General features: G+C 48.5%; 21 protein-coding genes. 11 read left to right on the forward strand and 10 right to left on the reverse strand.

The annotated features are described in order from the left end of the window. Window positions 1-2: 2 nt before the first annotated feature. The 6 genes from ACH3Y6_RS05385 to ACH3Y6_RS05410 all read right to left on the reverse strand — a co-directional run bounded on the left by ACH3Y6_RS05385 (window position 3) and on the right by ACH3Y6_RS05410 (window position 5,497). The gene (locus ACH3Y6_RS05385; RefSeq protein ID WP_490834560.1) at window positions 3-1,112 is read right to left on the reverse strand and encodes an efflux RND transporter periplasmic adaptor subunit; all 1,110 of its coding nucleotides are present in this window, start codon (window positions 1,110-1,112) and stop codon (window positions 3-5) included. 21 nt (window positions 1,113-1,133) lie between these two features. Then, entirely contained in the window at window positions 1,134-2,468 is a 1,335-nt protein-coding gene (locus ACH3Y6_RS05390; protein ID WP_490834561.1) for a TolC family protein, read from the reverse strand. Window positions 2,469-2,557: 89 nt separating this feature from the next. Continuing rightward, on the reverse strand, window positions 2,558-2,773 hold the full coding sequence (locus ACH3Y6_RS05395; RefSeq protein ID WP_490834562.1) for a hypothetical protein: 216 nt from the start codon (window positions 2,771-2,773) through the stop codon (window positions 2,558-2,560). Window positions 2,774-2,827: 54 nt separating this feature from the next. Beyond that, complete coding sequence (locus ACH3Y6_RS05400) at window positions 2,828-3,187, reverse strand: hypothetical protein (protein ID WP_490834563.1); 360 nt, start codon at window positions 3,185-3,187, stop codon at window positions 2,828-2,830. Window positions 3,188-3,197: 10 nt separating this feature from the next. Next, window positions 3,198-3,746, reverse strand: coding sequence for an RNA polymerase sigma factor (locus tag ACH3Y6_RS05405; protein ID WP_490834564.1), 549 nt, complete (start codon window positions 3,744-3,746; stop codon window positions 3,198-3,200). A 200-nt stretch (window positions 3,747-3,946) separates the two neighbouring features. Beyond that, window positions 3,947-5,497: a sulfatase family protein gene (locus ACH3Y6_RS05410; protein WP_490834565.1), complete on the reverse strand. Its 1,551-nt coding sequence runs from the start codon at window positions 5,495-5,497 to the stop codon at window positions 3,947-3,949. A 216-nt stretch (window positions 5,498-5,713) separates the two neighbouring features. On the opposite strand from ACH3Y6_RS05410, the gene ACH3Y6_RS05415 reads away from it, so the two are divergent. After that, a complete protein-coding gene (locus ACH3Y6_RS05415) occupies window positions 5,714-6,619 on the forward strand; it encodes a DUF72 domain-containing protein (protein WP_490834566.1) in 906 nt (301 codons plus the stop codon). A 17-nt stretch (window positions 6,620-6,636) separates the two neighbouring features. Further along, complete coding sequence (locus ACH3Y6_RS05420) at window positions 6,637-7,185, forward strand: DUF4136 domain-containing protein (protein WP_490834567.1); 549 nt, start codon at window positions 6,637-6,639, stop codon at window positions 7,183-7,185. A gap of 11 nt (window positions 7,186-7,196) precedes the next feature. Here the strand turns inward: ACH3Y6_RS05420 and ACH3Y6_RS05425 are convergent, their stop codons facing one another. Together ACH3Y6_RS05425 and ACH3Y6_RS05430 are read right to left on the reverse strand one after the other, a co-directional pair. After that, on the reverse strand, window positions 7,197-8,477 hold the full coding sequence (locus ACH3Y6_RS05425; RefSeq protein ID WP_490834568.1) for a Y-family DNA polymerase: 1,281 nt from the start codon (window positions 8,475-8,477) through the stop codon (window positions 7,197-7,199). Window positions 8,478-8,607: 130 nt separating this feature from the next. Further along, on the reverse strand, window positions 8,608-9,039 hold the full coding sequence (locus ACH3Y6_RS05430) for a LexA family protein (RefSeq protein ID WP_490834569.1): 432 nt from the start codon (window positions 9,037-9,039) through the stop codon (window positions 8,608-8,610). A 74-nt stretch (window positions 9,040-9,113) separates the two neighbouring features. On the opposite strand from ACH3Y6_RS05430, the gene ACH3Y6_RS05435 reads away from it, so the two are divergent. From ACH3Y6_RS05435 to ACH3Y6_RS05450, 4 genes are all read left to right on the forward strand, one after another. Then, window positions 9,114-9,704, forward strand: a complete 591-nt coding sequence (locus ACH3Y6_RS05435; RefSeq protein ID WP_490834570.1) for a 2'-5' RNA ligase family protein — start codon at window positions 9,114-9,116, stop codon at window positions 9,702-9,704. A gap of 115 nt (window positions 9,705-9,819) precedes the next feature. Continuing rightward, window positions 9,820-10,422: a 2'-5' RNA ligase family protein gene (locus tag ACH3Y6_RS05440; protein WP_490834571.1), complete on the forward strand. Its 603-nt coding sequence runs from the start codon at window positions 9,820-9,822 to the stop codon at window positions 10,420-10,422. 46 nt (window positions 10,423-10,468) lie between these two features. Then, entirely contained in the window at window positions 10,469-11,542 is a 1,074-nt protein-coding gene (locus tag ACH3Y6_RS05445) for a PA0069 family radical SAM protein (RefSeq protein ID WP_490834572.1), read from the forward strand. Between the two features lie 45 nt (window positions 11,543-11,587). After that, the gene (locus ACH3Y6_RS05450) at window positions 11,588-12,277 is read left to right on the forward strand and encodes an aspartate/glutamate racemase family protein (RefSeq protein ID WP_490834573.1); all 690 of its coding nucleotides are present in this window, start codon (window positions 11,588-11,590) and stop codon (window positions 12,275-12,277) included. Between the two features lie 19 nt (window positions 12,278-12,296). Here ACH3Y6_RS05450 and ACH3Y6_RS05455 read toward each other — a convergent pair whose 3' ends face one another. Further along, the gene (locus ACH3Y6_RS05455; protein ID WP_490834574.1) at window positions 12,297-13,211 is read right to left on the reverse strand and encodes a hypothetical protein; all 915 of its coding nucleotides are present in this window, start codon (window positions 13,209-13,211) and stop codon (window positions 12,297-12,299) included. A gap of 206 nt (window positions 13,212-13,417) precedes the next feature. Between ACH3Y6_RS05455 and ACH3Y6_RS05460 the strand changes: the two genes are divergently transcribed. Genes ACH3Y6_RS05460 through ACH3Y6_RS05475 form a run of 4 tightly spaced genes read left to right on the forward strand, consistent with a single transcriptional unit; the run spans window position 13,418 to window position 17,118 of the window. After that, on the forward strand, window positions 13,418-14,875 hold the full coding sequence (locus tag ACH3Y6_RS05460) for a RapZ C-terminal domain-containing protein (protein ID WP_490834575.1): 1,458 nt from the start codon (window positions 13,418-13,420) through the stop codon (window positions 14,873-14,875). Window positions 14,876-14,908: 33 nt separating this feature from the next. After that, entirely contained in the window at window positions 14,909-15,625 is a 717-nt protein-coding gene (locus tag ACH3Y6_RS05465) for a nucleotidyltransferase family protein (RefSeq protein WP_490834576.1), read from the forward strand. A 9-nt stretch (window positions 15,626-15,634) separates the two neighbouring features. After that, on the forward strand, window positions 15,635-16,648 hold the full coding sequence (locus ACH3Y6_RS05470; protein WP_490834577.1) for a Gfo/Idh/MocA family protein: 1,014 nt from the start codon (window positions 15,635-15,637) through the stop codon (window positions 16,646-16,648). A 17-nt stretch (window positions 16,649-16,665) separates the two neighbouring features. Continuing rightward, window positions 16,666-17,118 (forward strand): acyltransferase, encoded by a 453-nt coding sequence (locus ACH3Y6_RS05475; protein ID WP_490834578.1) that lies wholly within the window; start codon window positions 16,666-16,668, stop codon window positions 17,116-17,118. Window positions 17,119-17,226: 108 nt separating this feature from the next. Here ACH3Y6_RS05475 and ACH3Y6_RS05480 read toward each other — a convergent pair whose 3' ends face one another. After that, window positions 17,227-18,378, reverse strand: coding sequence for an acyltransferase family protein (locus ACH3Y6_RS05480; RefSeq protein WP_490834579.1), 1,152 nt, complete (start codon window positions 18,376-18,378; stop codon window positions 17,227-17,229). A 151-nt stretch (window positions 18,379-18,529) separates the two neighbouring features. Here ACH3Y6_RS05480 and ACH3Y6_RS05485 point away from each other — a divergent pair. Then, window positions 18,530-18,663, forward strand: a 134-nt coding sequence (locus ACH3Y6_RS05485) for a GDP-mannose 4,6-dehydratase (protein ID WP_490834589.1), incomplete at its 3' end; no start/stop codon positions are given.

Genomic DNA, 18,663 nt, shown 5'->3' on the forward strand with positions numbered 1-18,663 from the left:
GATTATTTTTTGATGGTTACAGGCGCACCGTTGTATAAGTTGCCTTCTGCTGACAGAATAAAGGTTTCGTTAGCGGCCAGTCCGGATAATACTTCTACCTGGTCGCCGGTGGTATTGCCCAGTCGTAACCAGCGCAGCAGCGCTGTATTTTGTGAGCTTACGGTGTACACACCTGATAACTGATCGCGGGTTACAATGGCTTTGGTAGGGATCAGGATCTTGCCTGCCTCTTTTGTTGTATGGGTAATATTTCCTTTTACCGGTATGCTCAGGTGAACATACATACCTGCATATAATTGTTTGGCTTCGGCAGCAGGGACAGCGATCTTTACGATATACTGTCCACCCGTGAATTGTGAAGAAGGATTGATCTGGCTTACTTTTCCGGTAATGAGTTTGTTCACGGATTCGATACTCATTTTCACCTCATCTCCCAGTTGTACAGAAGCAATCTGGTTCTCCGGAATGGAGGCGCTTACCTGCAGGTTACCGGATTGCTCCAGTGTCAGCACAGGCATGCCCGGGTTGGCCATGCTGCCCGCATCGGCCAGTTTCTGGGTAATGGTGCCGGAGAAAGGTGCGGTCACATGTGCGTAGGTCATCTGCGCATTCACTTCGTTGCGCATTTGTCTGGCGGCATCCACACTGGCTTTGGCCGATTGGTATTGTAAGGTTATCTGGTCCAGTTCTTTGGCGCTGGCACTTTGTTGTTTGTACAGGGCTGTGTACCTGTCAAAATCCTTTTGCGCAGAACGCAGAGCGGCTTCTGCCTGTGCGATCATGGCATCGGTCTGTGCCCTTTTGGCGGTAATGTCTGTGCTGTTAACAGAAAAAAGCAACTGTCCTGCAGAAACACGATCGCCCACTTTCACTTTCATCTGGGTGATATAACCCATTACGCGGGTACTGATGTTAACGGATTGGCTGGCTTCTACCTGTCCGCTGGCATCAATAACCCCTGCCTGCACAGATGAACCGCCTGCAGTGGCTGTTTGTACCGTTATGGGTGCTTCGCTTTTGGCGGCTGTCTCTGTTGTGTTGCCGGAGCAGGCTGCCAGGGAGATCACTGCCGCAGCGGCGAGCAGGGAAAGATTGAGTCTATTAACTATCATAGCAATGTATTTGCGGGTTAATTATTTGGTGGTGGTTAAGAATTGTAAATAGGTAAGCGTGCTTTTCTGCATGAACTGTGCCTGTGCCAGCAACATTTTCTGCTGTGCCAGCTGGTTTTGTGCCATCAGTACATCGGTGGTGTTCACCAGGCCCTGGTTATAGCGGTTGCGGATGATGCGTAAAGCTTCTTCTGCCTGTTCGGCAGCAGTGGTCTGCTGGCTGATCCGGTAACGGGTGTCGTCCAGCTGGCGTTTGGTTTTACGGATATCTACCGTACCCTGTTGCAGCTGTTCCTGTAATTGCTCCTGCAGTTTTGTTTTTTCGAGTGTTTGGGTGGCGGCTTTGTTCTTTGCCTGGTTGCCCTTGAAGATATCCCATGACAACTGGATACCTGCGAAATAGGCATTGGCACCGAATCCGAAGACCTTTTTATCGTTCAACTGGTAGTTACCAAAAGCATTCAGTTTGGGCAACATGGAACTTCGGGTGCTTTTGATGGCCAGGTCGTAGGCCGATAAGGCTGTATTCATGGCCCTGATATCTGAACGTGCGGTTGAAACGCTGTCGGAATAATCAGCCACGGATAATACAACGGGCTCTGTGCTGTAAACCTGTCCGGCTTCCGTATTCATTAACTGGCTCAACTGGTCCGAGATGTTGCTGATCTGTGATCGGGCCTCGGCAAGCTGTGTCTCTACTGTTTTTACCTGTACTTCCACCTGCAATAGGTCTGATTTCTGCAGTAATCCCTGCTGGTAGCGGTCGTTGGTGAACCGGTAGATCTCTTTTACGGTGGCCAGGGCATCCTGCAGGACCTTTAAGGCTTCATAAGCAAATTCGAGTTGCAGGTAAGTGTTGGTCACCTGCATGGTAATGGCTTCTTGGGTGCGTTGGGTTTTGAAAGCGTATACTTCTGATTCTTTCAAGGCCGCTTTGCGCAACAAGGTCATGTCTGGGTTAAAGAGGGGCTGCTGCACACTCAACTGTGTCATCACGTTGGATGTGGCGCCCGGGCTGTTCAGTACGGCAGGGTTAAAATCGCTAGCCTGTACCTGTGCCTGCTGTAGTTTGAAACCAAAGGCATTCAGGGGCTGGTTGGTAGTAAAACCTGTATAAGAAAGGTTTACCTGTGGCAACCAGATGGCTTCTGTTTGTTTGAACTGGGAAAGGGAGATCTTTTCAGCGGTTTTGGCAATGGTCACCTGGCTGTTCTGCTCCTGTGCCAGTTTGATGGCATCGCTGAGCAGCAGGGGTTTGGGATTGCTCTGGGCTGTAGCGGCTACGGCAGAAAATACCGTTGTCAGGGAGAGCGTCCAGCTACGCAGAAAATAAGAAATACGGCTTTTATATGTCATATGCTTCTTTTTGTGGAAGCAAAAGTACCAGCCCAAAAAAGCCTGTACTGTAACATATGTCACATATCCCGTAAGTGAGTTGGGGAGGCTTAATCCTGCAGTTCTTCGCAGTAGTAACCCGCTTGTTGTAGTAAGGTTTCAACCGACCGGGCCGATAATGTGCCTGCTTCTATGCGGAGTACATTATCGCAGTCGTGCATGTCCACATTCCAGCGTTGTATACCCGGAATGGTTTGTAAAACCGTTCTGGCCTGGTCAACCAGTTCGGAATTGTGCAGGTTGGTCTTGAAAACGAGGATATTCATGGTATGGATTATGTTTTAGCTGATATTTTCTGTTCGGTCAGGGCAGCTTTTGTGCTAATGGATACCCGCATCGGCATCCTGGTTCGTTTTACCCCACATGCGGCAACGGTTGCGCCATTCCTGTTTGATCCGCTCTTTTTCTTCGGGCGTCATTCCCTGCCATTTCTCCTTGATCTCCTGTTTCCAGTGGCCATTCTTCGGACGGCAGCCCCATCCGCCAACGCCTCCGAACAGGATCTTGCTCAGCAGCAGTAACCCCAATGCTTGCCAGAAGCTGATCTCCGAAACGCCACTGACGGCCGGTGCCAGTACCTGGTTCCACAATGCCATCACCACATAACCCAGTAGGCTACCGAATACTAAGGCCAGTACAATGAAACCGGCGATCTTTTTTATCCAGAATTTCTGATTCATAGTAATCTTTTTAGGTAAATAATAATTCGTTCCGCAAACTGCTAAGCCTTTCCCTCAAATGAAGTACGGCATATCGTTTCCGGCTGAGTAAGGTATTGATGCTGTCTCCCGTCTGTTCCGAAAGGGTCTTGAACGGGATGCCCTCTATTTCGTTTAATATGAATACGTCCCGTTGTGCCTGGGGCAGCTCGTTCAGCGCGTCGTGAAGTGCTTCCCAGAAAAGGTTACGCAGATAATCGGTCTCGGGATTGTTCGATTCGTCGAAGAAGAGGTTGGTCCAGTCAAAACCGGCTTCGTCATCAGCTTCCGTATACACATCTTCGAGCAGATCGGGTTTCCGTTTGCGCTGCCGGTCAGTGATCTTGTTACGGGTAACGGTGAATAACCAGGCCGTCAGTTGTTCAATGGGTTGTGTATTGCCGATGAACTGGTAGAATACATCCTGCAGGATATCTTCGGCATCCGCTTCATTGGTTACCCTTTTACGGATAAACCCCATCAACCGTTTGCTGTACGTGTTGATGACGTCGGTGATCGTATTCCTTCGGGTTTCGGCCATTTGGGCAGGTATCGTCAACGCCTTATTCATCTATAAGAACGGTAGACGGGTAAGGCAAGGTAATATTTTAGCCCCGGAAATATTTTTAACTGCCGTAAGGGAGGTGAATATCGAATATTGAACAAGGAATGATGAATGTTGAAGTGGCTCCCGGTCAACATTCATCATTCCTTGCTCATCTGTTCAACATTCCATATTCCTCACCTGAGTTCTCCTGCGGCTTCATGGTCGTCGTATTGGTTGCGCAGGCGGAGCAGTTCCTTTTTCATATCGGCCAGGATACCCTGGTACTTTTGGTCATTCACCAGGTTGGTGAGTTCGGCCGGGTCTTTCTGCAGGTCAAACAGCTGCCATTCGTTAACGGTGTAGAAATAGAGCAGTTTGTAACGGTCGGTTCTAACCCCTACGTGTTGCAATACGGTATGGTCTGCCTTGTATTCATAAAAATGGTAGTAGAGACTGTTCCTGGGCAATGTTTTGGTGGGATTTTCGAGAACAGGCCGCAGGCTCAACCCCTGCATATTGTCAGGTATGGAGGCTCCCGCAACATCCAGGATAGTGGGTGCATAGTCGATGTTCTGCACCATGGTATTGGTCCTGGTTCCGGGTTTGATATGGCCGGGCCATCTTGCCAGCAAGGGAGACCGCATGGAAATATCATACATCCATCGCTTATCGAACCAGCCGTTCTGGCCAAGATAAAAACCCTGGTCCGATGTGTAGATCACCAGGGTATTGCCGGCCAGCCCGCTTTTGTCCAGGTAATCCAGTACCCTGCCGATATTCTCGTCTACCGATGCCACGCAGGCCAGGTAGTCCTGCATGTACCACTGGTATTTCAGTTGCAGCAGCTCTTTTCCCTGCGGACGCAGTTTGCGGATGGTTTCACCACGTTCCTTGTAGATCTCTATGAAACGTTTTCTTTCTGCAACCGGTACGCGATTGATGATGGAACTGTAATAATTGATCTCTGCAGAATCGGGTTTTAACCAGGGGATATCCATCAGGTAAGCGGGATCCACTTTCAGGTCGCTGGATAGTTTCATGTCGGGCAGGATGCTCATAGTCTGCAAACGCCAGGCAGCACCCCGTCCCGTAGTGTCGGTGTACAGGCTTGCCGGTTCGGGGAAGGTCTTGGTATGGTATAACTCCAGGTAGCGTAAGGAAGGGAAGAAATATCGATGCGGCGCTTTGTGATGTAACATCAGCAGGAAGGGTTTGGTACTGTCTCTTTTTTCCTGCAGCCATTGTAAGGACTCATCCGTGATCACATCGGTGGCATAGCCATGATAGGTGCTGGTATCGCCGTTCATGTGGATGATGCGCGGTTCATAGTATTGGCCCTGCCCCGGCAGTATCTTCCAGTAATCAAATCCGGTAGGGTAAGTGCTGAGATGCCATTTGCCGATCACGGCCGTCTGGTAACCGGCTTGCTGCATCAGTTTGGGCATGGTCTGCTGTGAACCGTCGAAACGGGAACGGTTGTCGATAAAACCGTTCTTATGCGAATGAAGGCCTGTGAGCAGAGTAGCCCTTGCGGGTCCGCAGATGGAATTACCCACAAATGATCGGGTAAAGAGGATACCTTCTTTTGCCAGCCTGTCGATATTGGGTGTCTGGATCAGTGTTTTGCTATAGGCACTGATGGCGTTGGCGTCGTGGTCATCGCTCATGATATAGAGGATGTTTGGTCTTTGCTGACCAAGCGCCAGTATCGGAACCAGACCGAGCAGGGTAAAGAGTTGTTTCATGATAGGGGTGTTCGTGAGTTGTCAATGGGCAATGGTGAATCGTGAGTAGTGAGTAGGGAGTAAGGGATATAGATTGATGTATAATAGCGGGTCATTCACAATTCACCATTGCCCATTACCTACTAACCACTCCCTACTCACGATTCACGACTCACGCGAAACAAATTACTGCTTTTATGATAACGGCGTAACTTTAGGATCTGAAAAAACAGACTTATGGAATTTGGCCGTGTGCCCGAATCTGAATTGGGAAATATTGATTTTCGGTTAGCGGCCGAACCCGTTTTTAACCAGGCGGTGCTGCCGGGTAAACCGGTTGCTGATCCCAAAGTGTACTTAGGTTGTGCCAAATGGGGTAGGACCGAATGGGTGGGAAAGATCTACCCACCCAAAACAAAGGAAAAAGATTTCCTGTCGCATTACGTAAAACATTATAACAGTATTGAACTGAATGCCACGCATTATAAGGTATATGGTGCTGAAGGCATTGCCAAATGGGCAGAGAAGGCGGGCGACAGGGATTTTGTGTTCTGCCCCAAAATGTACCAGGGTGTTACACACAGGGGCAGCCTGCTGAATAAGGATTTTATTACTTCCGAGTTCCTTCGTGGTATTGTGGCTTTTGAAAAACACCTGGGTCCTGTGTTCGTTCAGGTAAGTGATGCTTTCAGTACCCGGCGTAAAGAGGAGCTGTTCCGTTTTCTTCAATCGCTGCCCACGGATATGCAGTTCTTCCTGGAAGTCAGGCATCCCGATTGGTTTTCGGATGAACAGGTCCGGACGGAACTGTTTGATTTTCTCCGCTCCATCCGGATGGGGATTGTGATCACCGATACCAGTGGCAGGAGGGACTGTGCGCATATGCACCTGACGGTGCCCAAGGCATTTATCCGGTATGTGGGCAACAGCCTGCATCCGACGGATTATACAAGGGTGGACGACTGGATTAACCGCATGCAGTACTGGCTCAACAACGGGATGGAGGAGCTGTACTTTTTCATGCATATGCACGATGAAGCTTATTCACCCGAACTGACGGTATATATGGGGGATAAGCTGAATGCGGCTTGCGGACTGAACCTGATCAAACCGGCTTTTTTACCACCAACCACTTTATTCTGATCATATAAAAAATGTTTATGAAAAAATATCTGATCATACCTCTACTGTTGCTGGCCGGTTGTTCCGGCACCCGTGTGCTGCATACCGAAACAGGTGATAATGCAGACCTGACCAGGTACCAGAGCTTTGATTTTTTCCAGGTAAAAGCATCCGGCGATACAGTAAGTGCCTTGTTCACTGAGCGGATCAATGTATTAAAAGAAGCCATTACGGTGGAAATGGAGCGCCGGGGGTATCATTACACGACCAACCATCCCCAGTTGCTGGTCAATATCGGCATCCGTATCAAGGAAGAAGTGCAGACAAGGGAGACCGACTGGCGTACCGATGGTGCCCCCCGTTATATCGGCCAGCGTAATTACAGCTGGAAAAGCGAAGTGATAGAAGTGGGTCGTTACCATGAAGGCACAGTAGCCATTCACGTAGTGGATGCCGCTGAGAACAAAATGGTGTGGAGAGGTATTGTACGCGGCATTGTTCCGGAGAACCAGAAGAATGTACAGGCCGAAGTGCAGAAAGGCATCAGTATACTGTTTGATAAGTTCCCTGTTCCGAAGAAACAATAAAGGTCCCTGTTTCACCTGATCTCATACAATTCTTCCCAACGTGTGGTATAGCGCGGGCTGCGCAGCTCCTGGCGCATCTTCCAGTTTCGGGTGGTACCTGAAGCAGCAAACTTGAGTACGTCATCGCGCATGGCGAAGTTCACATTGTCGATCATGCTCATCAGCATGCGGTTCCTGTTACCGGAGGGCTCATTAAAAAGGTTACCCTGTATGGAACTGTCGGGCACGATGCCGCTTAACATGACCCCTGCTTTCTTGTACACTTTTGTGTGATCGTATAACCGCTCTGCCAGCGATACGGCTGGTTTGATGAGTTCATGCGTACAGGAAGTGGCCAGTGGCAGGATAATATGGCTGCTGATGGTGGGCCCATGCCTGAAATGAGTGCTGTGTGTCTGCTCGCGCGGCACCACGAATACACTGATGGTACTGGCCGCACTGTGCTGCCTGCGTAATTTTTCTGCAGCACGGGATGTGTAAGTGGCGATCGCTTCCTTGATGTCGTTCAGGTTGTTCACCGGGCTGCCGAACATGCGTGTGGTGGCGATCATCTTTTTGTTCACCAGTTCATCCAGCATCTGTATGCTCTCAATGCCCTTGAGTTCGCGTACCAGTCTGGCGCCGGTTACCCCACCCAGGTGTTTGGTGGCCCAGGCTGTGTCTTTGATGCTGAGGTCATATGCGTTATTGATATGGCTGTTGCGGAGTTTTACCGAGTACTGGTGTCCAATGCCCCATACATCTTCAATGGGCGTTCGTTGCAGTGCCTGCTCGGTTTTCCGGGGGGTGTCGAGTACGAGTACGCAGTTGGTGACCTGTTTGTGTTTTTTGGCCAGGCGGTTAGCCACTTTGCTCAGCACTTTGGTGGGCGCCACACCGATGGATACCTGTATGCCCGTCCATTGTTCCACGGTACTGCGCAGGTGCAGTGCAAATGCTGGTAGTTCTTCATTCGGTATATGCGAGAGATCGAGAAAACATTCGTCGACCGAATATACTTCCACAGCATTCCGGGGCAGTAGCATGCGCAGGGTTTCCATTACGCGCCAGCTGAGGTCGCCGTAAAGATTGTAATTGGAAGAAAAAGTGGCCACACCATATTTTTCTATCAGCGGTCTGGCCTTGAAATAAGGGCCGGCCATTTCAACACCCAACGCTTTGGCTTCATCACTTCGGGAGATGATGCAGCCGTCGTTGTTGCTGAGCACCACTACGGGCCGGTGCTGCAGGTCCGGCCGGAACAGGCGTTCGCAGGAGCAGTAAAAACTGTTGCAGTCAACAATGGCTTTCATGGCAATAGTTGCTTGATGATTGACGAAATATTTTTCAGACCGGATGAGTTTCCGATCTGCCGAAACAGGGTCGGAACGGTGCCGTGTGCGACGCAACGGATGCTGCACACGGCACTGTAGCCGGGCCCTGTCAAATGGTTCTGATAGAATGTACAACCACGCCCCATACCGCGTAACTGCTGAACTCGTCCACCTGAATATTGCCGTATTTTTTGTTTTCGGCCGCCAGTGTGGCGCCTTTGATCTGTACCTGTAAACGCCGCACCAATAACTCGCCGTTGAGTATGGCCACGATGATCTTCCCGTTCACTGCCTTGATGCTCCGGTCAACGATCAGCACATCACCGCTGAAGATGCCGGCATCTGTCATGGCATCGCTGTTCATGCGGAAGAAAAAAGTGGCCGGTTTGTTGCGGATCAGCTGTTCGTTCAGGTCAATGCCGCGTTCCATATAATCATCGGCCGCTGCACCAAAACCGGTGGCGTTGGCAGTGGGAATGTTCCACTGGTTGAATTTCTTGGAGCCTTTGTAGGCGGCTCCGTACCATGTTTCCCCGTCCATATAAATTAAATTTTGTTATGCTAAATTATTTAGTAAATTTATGCTAAAATCATTATCCAGGTAAAAATATGTTTATGGAAACAGGGTTAGTAAGCAACCGGCCGTTCCACGCGCCGGTGCAGCAGTTCTTTGAGTACCTGCTGGTAGCCAAACCGGATGCGGCAGTACATGATAAATTGGTACAGGAGAAACAGCGGTTTACCCTGCAATACCATGCGCCCATTGCCGAGAAAACAAAACCCCATATTACAGTGGCCAATTTTCTGGCAAAGGAAGAAATGGAGTCTACCATTATTCGCTGGATGCACCGCATCATCAGCAACCAGCAACGGTTCAGGGTAACGCTGGACAGGTACTGCGGTTTCAAACCCCATACCATTTATGTAAGGGTGCAGGACCACCTGCCTTTTCAGCAACTGGCCAGGGAACTGCAGGTGGTTGACCAGTATGTGCGGGGATATGGTTGTCCTGAAATGCACCTGATTACAAGGCCGCATATGACCATTGCACGGAAGCTGCCCGCAAGTGTATACCAGCAGGCGGAGGCCGATTATGCACAAAAGGATTTCCAGGCATCATTTGAAGTGAATGAGCTGGTGCTGCTGCGGAGGACACACCAGTTCGATGCCTGTAAACAGGTGAACGTGTTCGGCCTTCGGCCCTGACCCATCAGGTTCTTTTTCTGCCCGGCAGAGAGGCAACCAGGGAAAGAAGGTTTACTGTTGCGCATTCAGTGATCAGATCATAGTCATCATAAACATAATCATACCCATCAGCGCTATGCGATCAGATATATTGATGAATTACGCCACTGCTGAATATATGCTGGTGATAGAGCCACCGGAAATCTTGCGTGGCCAACTGCAGGCTGTAAAGAAACATTTTGCAGACAGCTACGATTGTGCGGCGGCGGTCATGGGCAGGCCACATATTACCCTGCTGCGTTTTCAGCAGTTTGAAATGATTGAAAAACGGATCATACACCGTTTACAGGTACTAACGGAAATGCATGCTTCATTTCTGGTAGAACTGGAGGATTTTAGCAGTTTTCCCACACATACCATCTGCTTTCGGGTCAGTACACAGACGCAGATAGGGCAGTTGATCAAATCATTGCGAACGGTGCAACACCTGTTGAAGATAGATAAGGAACGGAAACCGCATTTTATTACCGAACCATATGTTACGCTGGCCACCAGGTTGCTGCCCTGGCAATATGAGAAAGGCTGGTTGGAAATGAGCCATACGCATTTCAGCGGACGTTTCATGGCGGAACAGCTGGTACTGCTGCGCAGAAGAGAGGGTGAAACAAAGTATGAAACGGTGAAAAGGTTTGTGATGAAGAATGAGAAGACGCATACGGTACAAGGCGCCTTGTTTTGATACCCGTTTGTAACAAGGATCGATGTATGGTGTAAAAATGAGTCCAATGGAAGAAGAACTGCCTAAAGAAAATACCTATTTGAAAGGCCGCGGCGCCCAGTTCAATCCGAAGAACCGCTTTTTGAAGAATGAGAAAGTGCGGGAACAGGTGGAAAGTATTGATGACTGGACCGAGCCTAACCTGGCCACGGTTTACCTGGAAGACCATGCCAAAAGTATTGTGAACAAGGTAGAGAGTCCGGATGTGGGCATGTGGTACAGCATGAACCCCTACCAGGGGTGTGAACATGGCTGTATCTATTGTTACGCCCGTAATGTACATGAATACTGGGGTTATAGTGCCGGCCTCGATTTTGAACGGAAGATCATTGTGAAGAAGAATGCGCCGGAACTGCTGCGTAAATTTTTGATGAACAGGAATTGGGAATGCGTTCCTATAAGTCTCAGTGGCAATACCGATTGTTACCAGCCTGCAGAAAAAAAATTCGAACTTACCAAACGCATGCTGGAAGTGTGCTATGCGTTTAACCAGCCCGTAGGAATGATCACCAAAAATGCCGGTATCCTGCGCGATAAAGTCCTGTTACAGCAGATGGCGGAAAAGAAGCTGGTAAGCGTGCTGGTCAGTATTACGTCCTTTAACGAAGACTTGCGGCGGGCGATGGAGCCCCGTACCACGACAGCACAGCAGCGTTTGCGTGTGATCAGGGAGTTAAGTGCCGCCGGTGTTCGAACCGGCGTGATGCTGGGTCCGATGATACCCGGGCTGAACGAACATGAAATGCAACGTATCATGGAAGCAGCCAGTAAGAATGGGGCTGTGTTCAGTGCGTATACCTTTATCCGGTTAAATGGAGCCATCAAACTGATCTTTCATGACTGGCTGTACAAGAATTTTCCCGACAGGGCCGATAAGGTATGGAACCTGATACAGCATGGCCATGGCGGTAAAGTGAACGACAGCCGTTATGGGGTACGCATGCGTGGCGAAGGGCCGATCTCCGACCTGGTGGCGCAGCAATTTAAGAAGTACAATAAAATTTACGGATTGAATGCAGAGCGCTGGGAGCTGGATTGCAGTAAGTTCAGAAGGCCGGGCGAGCAGGGAAAGTTGTTTTGAGATTCTATTATCCGGTAATCATTCTGATTTGTCTACCTTCAACGCATGAAAACAATCGGCCTTATTGGTGGGGTTACCTGGTTATCTACTGCTGAATATTATCGCATACTGAATGAGATGGTGAATGCCCGGGAAGGAGGCGTGAGCTCCGCCCGTATCATTATCTATTCTGTCAATTTCCAGGAAATCAAAACACTTACCGAAACCGGTGATTGGGACCGTATTGCCGACATCATGTGCGATGCGGCCCGCCGCCTGGAAAGGGCTGGGGCTGATTGTATACTGCTGGGTGCTAATACCATGCATAAGGTAGCAGATGCGGTACAGGAAGCCGTGGCCATCCCACTGGTACATGTGGCCGTAGTTACCGCCAATGCCATCAAACAGAAAAATATAACTACGGTTGCGTTGTTAGGTACCAAATATGTGATGCAGCAGGATTTTTACCGGCAAAAACTGGAAGAGCAGGGCTTGCGGGTATTGATCCCTTCGCAGGAAGACATTGATTATATCAACAACGCTATCTATACGGAATTTGCCAAAGGTGTTTTTACCGCCGAAGCCAAACAGCATTTCCTGCAAATTATTGATACCCTGGTGACACAGGGAGCATCGGGTGTCATTTTCGGCTGTACGGAAATCCCCATTTTGTTGAAACAGGAAGATTGCAGTGTTCCTGTGTTTGACACCACTTTACTGCACGCAACAGCCGCGGTTGATTTTGTATTGACGTGAACAATAGGAGCAGACCGTATCAATTCCTTATCTGGTTGAAACTGATTGTTTGCTTATGAATGAATGATACTTTCCGGTTATGCGAGATGGCAGGTTCCCATCGGGGTGAATGTTGTATCATCCGCATCACGATATCATTGAAAGCGTCATCGAAAGGGACAGTGATCAGTGGGTCTTTCACATTTCCATATTCATCGATGGTAAATTGGATTGAGATTTCTACTTTATCGCTATTGACCAGTTGATAACCTTTGGGCCAGTAAAGTTTTTTCTGCATGTATTCAGACCATTTGCCTATTCCACCTGGGAAAGAAGCGGGTTGGAACACCACACTGGTATCGGTATCGGGCACGCCCAACAGGGAAAAATATTTTCTGCTAAGCAGCCTGCCCCGATTGTATACCTCTTCTGCGCTCAGTTGGCCATTTTGGTGAAAAAACTGCCATTTCCCATGCGGCAGACCGATCTCCGACAGGCGCCCTGCGGCGGAAATACTGCCATTGTTGAACCAGCTAACGGATATCCGGATCCCATCGGGCCGGTATACGGTTGAATCGGACATATATCCATTGTTATGCCATTGCAAGCAAGTTCCGGTAACTTCTCCCTCATCATATCGGGTGGAATCTTTCATGACGCCGTTGGCATAAAAAGAAAGCCAGATACTGTCTTTCAGGTTGTTGGTGTATTTGCCGGTTGTTTCCAGTTGCTGGTTGGGGTAAAAAGTGTAAAACCTTCCCTGCTTAATGGTACAGCTGCTGTCTGAATAACCTGTTTTGGATTGCAGTCGCTTCGAAGGAAGATAATACCTTGACTGGATCCACCCGGAATCACTATGGCTGATCCTTGCATAAAATCTGGCCCTGCCGGTTCGCAGATATAGCCCTGGTAATCGTAAAACCGTTCTGTTGTTTGTGCTTTTGCCAGCTGGCATGACAGGTTCAACAACAGCAACAGGATGATCCCTTTATTCATGTATTGAAAATAAACAAACCCGGAATGATTCACAAATATCCAGAGCCTGGTAATGTTTCCTTCACACAGGAATAGCCTATAGTGTCGCTTATCCTGTCAAAAAGAACAAAAGGTTCAGCAGCTTTCCCTACGAAGCTTTATTTTCGCTGTAAACCAGGCAGCAACATGGAGGCAGTGATCAAAGCCATCGACGAACTTTTTGTGTCATCCGGTCATCCCCAACCCGACCGTATTGAGAAATTACCGCAGAGCGGGAGCGACCGTGTTTATTTCAGGATCTATTCCGGCACAGCCACTTTTATCGCCACCTATAACCTGAACCAGCGGGAAACCCAGACATTCATCTATTTCAGCCGTCATTTCATACAAGCCTGTTTGCCTGTTCCCAAAATACTGGCTGTGAATGCAGATGATACGATCTACATACAGGAGGACCTGGGCACAGAATCTCTGTTGAATAAACTGGAGCAGAACGGACATGGGGATTATGTATATGGATTGTTTCAGCAGAGCCTGTCTGAGCTGGCGCGCGTTCAGATCCTGGGAGACCAGGGGTTGAACTACGAGTGGTGCCTTACTGCCAAAGAGTTTGGTAAACAGGCCATCATGAGTGACCTGTTGTATTTCAAGTATTATTTCCTGGACACATTACAGCTGCCCTATGACAAGCAGGCCATGCTTGATGATTTCGATGCCTTGAGTACCTATCTTACACGTACGGAGAACAAATATTTTATGTTCCGCGATTTTCAAAGCCGGAACATAATTGTGAAAGAAGATAGAGTGAGCTTTATTGACTACCAGGGGGGCATGAAAGGTGCGCTGCAATACGATGTGGCATCCCTGCTATGGCAGGCCAAAGCGGAACTGAGTGAACAATGGAAAGATTCACTGCTCGACTATTACATGGACGAAGTGGATAAACTCCTGCAAAAACCGGTTGATCGCATCACTTTTGTGAGCCAGTATAACGGTTATGTATTGATCCGTTTACTGCAGGTGATGGGTGCCTACGGTTTCCGCGGATTGTTTGAGCGGAAGGCGCATTTTCTGGCCAGCATACCGTTGGCATTGCGTAACCTGAAATTCTTCATCGAACACAAACGTATCGGTATTGTAACCCCGGAGTTCGATCGTGTGCTGCGGTTGGTGGTTGCTGAAGAGATGATCAAAAGATTCGAGCCAATTCAGGCGAACGAAAACACCCCGCTGCTGATCGAGATCAACAGTTTCAGTTACAAAAAAGGAATTCCTGCTGATCCGACAGAAAATGGTGGTGGGTTTGTGTTCGATATGCGTGGCATCCTGAATCCGGGTCGTTTTGATGAGTATAAAACACAGACGGGTAAAGACAAACCTGTGCAGGATTTCCTGGAGCAGCGTACGCATATGAATGAATTCCTGAACAGTGTTTGGGACCTGATTGATATTACTGTGGCAGAATACCTGCGCCGCGGGTTCAGTCATCTGATGATCAACTTTGGTTGCACCGGCGGACAGCACCGCAGTGTGTATGCTGCGGAACAAACAGCCCGTCACCTGCGGAACAAATACAAGGTAAAAGTAAAACTGGAGCACACCAATCAGGCGAACTGGGTAAAGGACTTGCCTGCTTCCAGCTAATCCGTAATCCATCAATCTTCCAATCCATTCTGCATGAAAGCAATGATCTTCGCCGCAGGCCTTGGTTCCCGCTTGAAACCCTGGACCGATTTTCATCCCAAAGCCCTGGCTCTGGTAAATGGGAAGTCGTTGTTGCAAAGGAATATTGAATACCTGCAGCAGTTCGGTATCCGTGATGTGATCGTGAATGTGCATCATTTTGCCGATCAGGTGGTACAAGCCATCGAACAGCATCATGGATGGGGTAGCCGGGTAAGTATTTCAGATGAAACGGATGAAGTGCTCGAAACAGGAGGCGGGCTGAAGAAAGCCGCTGCTTATTTTGCGGGCGAGAAAGACTTTGTGGTCATGAATGCTGATATACTGACCCGGTTTGATCTGGGAGCCATGATACAGCAGCACCGATCCGGGAATGCGCTGGCTACATTGGCCGTAAGTGAAAGGGAGACTTCGCGTTATTTCCTGTTTGATGAAGAAAATATTCTTTCTGGCTGGCAGAATGTAAAAACAGGAGAGGAAAGGATCGTACGTAACCAGATCCCGCTTTTTCGCAAGGCTTTTAGTGGCATTCATGTGATCAATACCGACCTGCTGTCACTGATCACACAGACCGGTAAGTTCTCGATGGTTGATGTATATCTGGCTTTGGCGAAAGAACATATTATTTCATGTTATGACCATACCGGAGCCGTGCTGATCGATGTGGGCAAGCCGGAAAATATTCAAAAGGCAGAAGCCCTCTTTCCCTAATATTGATACATGAACAGGATCCGTTTTGCGATCGTAGGTTGTGGGGCTATTGCAGCACGTCATGTGGTGCAGATACAGACCTATGGCCAGCTGGTAGCTGTTTGTGATGTGGTCGCTGATAAGGCACTTTTATTTGCAAGCAAATACCGGGTTCCCTGCTACTTTACGATAAATGATCTTCTTGCTGGTGAAACAGTCATTGATGTGGTAGTGATCTGCACACCCAATGGATTGCATGCCGACCAGTCTGTTCAGGTCCTGCAAAAAGGGATTCATGTTCTGGTGGAGAAACCCATGGCTCTCACGGTTTCCGATTGCGAGCGGATGATGCAGGCTGCGGAGCGGTCCGGAAAACAATTGTTCACCGTGATGCAGAACCGTTTCAACCCTCCTGTTCAGGCCGTTAAGAAAATACTGGATGCAGGAGGTTTTGGACAACTGTATGGTATGCAACTCACCTGCTTCTGGAACCGAGATCAGCATTACTATCAAACATCGGATTGGCGGGGTACCCAATGGCAGGATGGCGGTGTGCTGTTTACACAGTTCAGTCATTTCATCGATCTCGTATATTGGTTTTTTGGTGAAGTGCAGGAGGTACTGGCCATGACTGAAAACCTGGCACACAGGGATGTAAGTGAAATAGATGATTGCGGAGCGGTTATTCTGCAATTCGGGAACGGCATGATCGGCACCATTCATTATTCGGTGAATAGTTTTCAGCAGAACAGGGAGGGCTCGTTGACCATTTCCGGCGAAAAAGGAATGGTGAAGATCGGCGGATCGTATCTGAATACGATCGAGTATGCGTCTTTCCATGATGTGGTATTGGAACAGCTGCCTGCAGGTTCAGGTGCCAATGAATATCCAACTTACCAGGGCTCCATGAGCAATCACGATAAAGTGTATGAAAGCCTGGTGAATACGCTGGAGTACGGCACACCTTATTACACCAGCAGTCGGGATGGACTGAAAACGGTGGAGATCATAGAAAAGATCTATCATGCTGCCAATTTGCGCTAACTTAGTTGACTGTCAGAATGAAATATCAACCAACCCATATCGGCATTCGTGATGTGCAATTCGGGGAAAATGTCCGGGTAGTTGTGCCTTGTAATTTATATGGCTGCCAGATCGGTCGTGATTGTTTTGTAGGTCCCTTTGTAGAGATCCAGAAAAACGTGGTGATCGGGGATCGTTGTAAAATTCAATCACACACTTTCATCTGCGAAAAAGTGACGATCGGATCTGATTGTTTTATCGGTCACGGCGTCATGTTTGTGAACGATACTTTTCAACAAGGAGGCCCGGCGGGTGACCTTACTTTATGGAAGGCAACCCATATTGGTAACCAGGTGTCCATAGGAAGTAATGCCACTCTGTTGCCTGTTACCATCTGTGATCAGGTAGTGGTGGGAGCCGGATCGGTAGTTACCCAAGATATCACGGAACCCGGCGTATATGCGGGTAACCCTGCGAGGAGGATTCAATGAGTGGATGAGTGAATGAGTGGATGAGTGAATGAATCGTGAGTCGTCAGTCATGAGTGACGGTTGATACAGACTCCCTACTCACGACTGACGACTCACTACTCACGATCCCTACACTTTGATATAGATCTTCTTCTTATCCAACAAGTACACAATTGACCAGTACATGGCAATCATGCATAAAGCATATAGCAGCGATCCAACGCGGAGGTCGGTAGATAGGTTCTTGCAGATATGCTCATAAAACCAGGGAAAAGCGGACGTATACACGGGTTTGCCTTCGGGAGAAATATGATCTTCCCAGCGGAACAAGGCCAGCATCCTTGGTAAAAAACCGCTTAATACAAAAATGAACAGCGGATTCTTTCCAAACACATCAAAAAACCGGCTCCAGGTACCTCTTTTTTCCTTGAACTCGATCAGGAAAATGAGGGTGCCGAGTACCAGTATGGCAAGACCGGAGGTATACAGCGTATAACTGCTGGTCCAGATCTTTTTGTTGATGGGAAATACCAGGTCCCAGCAATAACCGGTGAATACAAGTACCAGTCCCGCTACAAATAGATTGGATAACATTTCAAAACTCTTTCCTTTCTGCTGGATGTATTGTCCAACCAGGAAACCAAAGATCACCTGGACAATGGCAGCAAGCGTACTTGGTAGTCCTTCGGGGTCAAAGGGAACGCCTTCGCCTTTGTAAATATGGGTTACACCCAGGAGATTGATGTCGATCTGTGTGCCAAACCAGCCCTGCAAACTGTAGGGGTCACCAGGTGCTCCCAGCAGCAGGCAGATGAGCCAGTATACCAATAATAAAATTCCGCTGATTACAAAAGAACCCCTTGCTTTGGCATAAAACACGATCACTGAAGCGAAGCAATAACAGAGCGCGATTCTTTGCAGTACACCCAGTATTCTAACATTTTCCCAAGGTTTGCCTACCAGTGTTTCCCCATCCCATTTGATGAAGGGGCTCCAGTTCAGGAACAGGCCGATTGCAAAAATGAGTAAGGTTCTTTTGATTACTTTTTTCCAGAATACCCCCTGGCCTGCCTGTTCAAAACGGGGCATCACAAATGCCATGGCATTACCCACTGCGAAAAGGAAAAAAGGGAACACAAGATCCGTGGGGGTGGCTCCATGCCAGGGTGCGTGTTTCAGCGGACCAAAAATATGGCCCCAGCTACCCGGGTTATTGACCAGTATCATCAGGGCAACAGTGGCACCCCGGAAAACATCAAGCGAGTAATAGCGTTGGTTCATGGCAGGCGTTTATGGAATGAAGATAAGAAAGTTAGCTGCATGGTTTACCGGCTTTTCCCTTTGAATGGGTTTGGATAGTTGTGATTTCTTTCACGGGTTACTAGCTGTAATTATTGTTACTTTGTGGCTTACCTATATCATTTATTTGCGTATGAGCAGAAATGTATTGATCACAGGCGGAGCGGGATTCATTGGTTCCCATGTGGTGCGTTTACTGGTGAACAAATACCCGGATTACCGGATCATCAACCTGGATGCTTTGACCTATGCCGGCAACCTGGAAAA

Source organism: Sediminibacterium sp. FW305-C-269 (assembly GCF_058231045.1).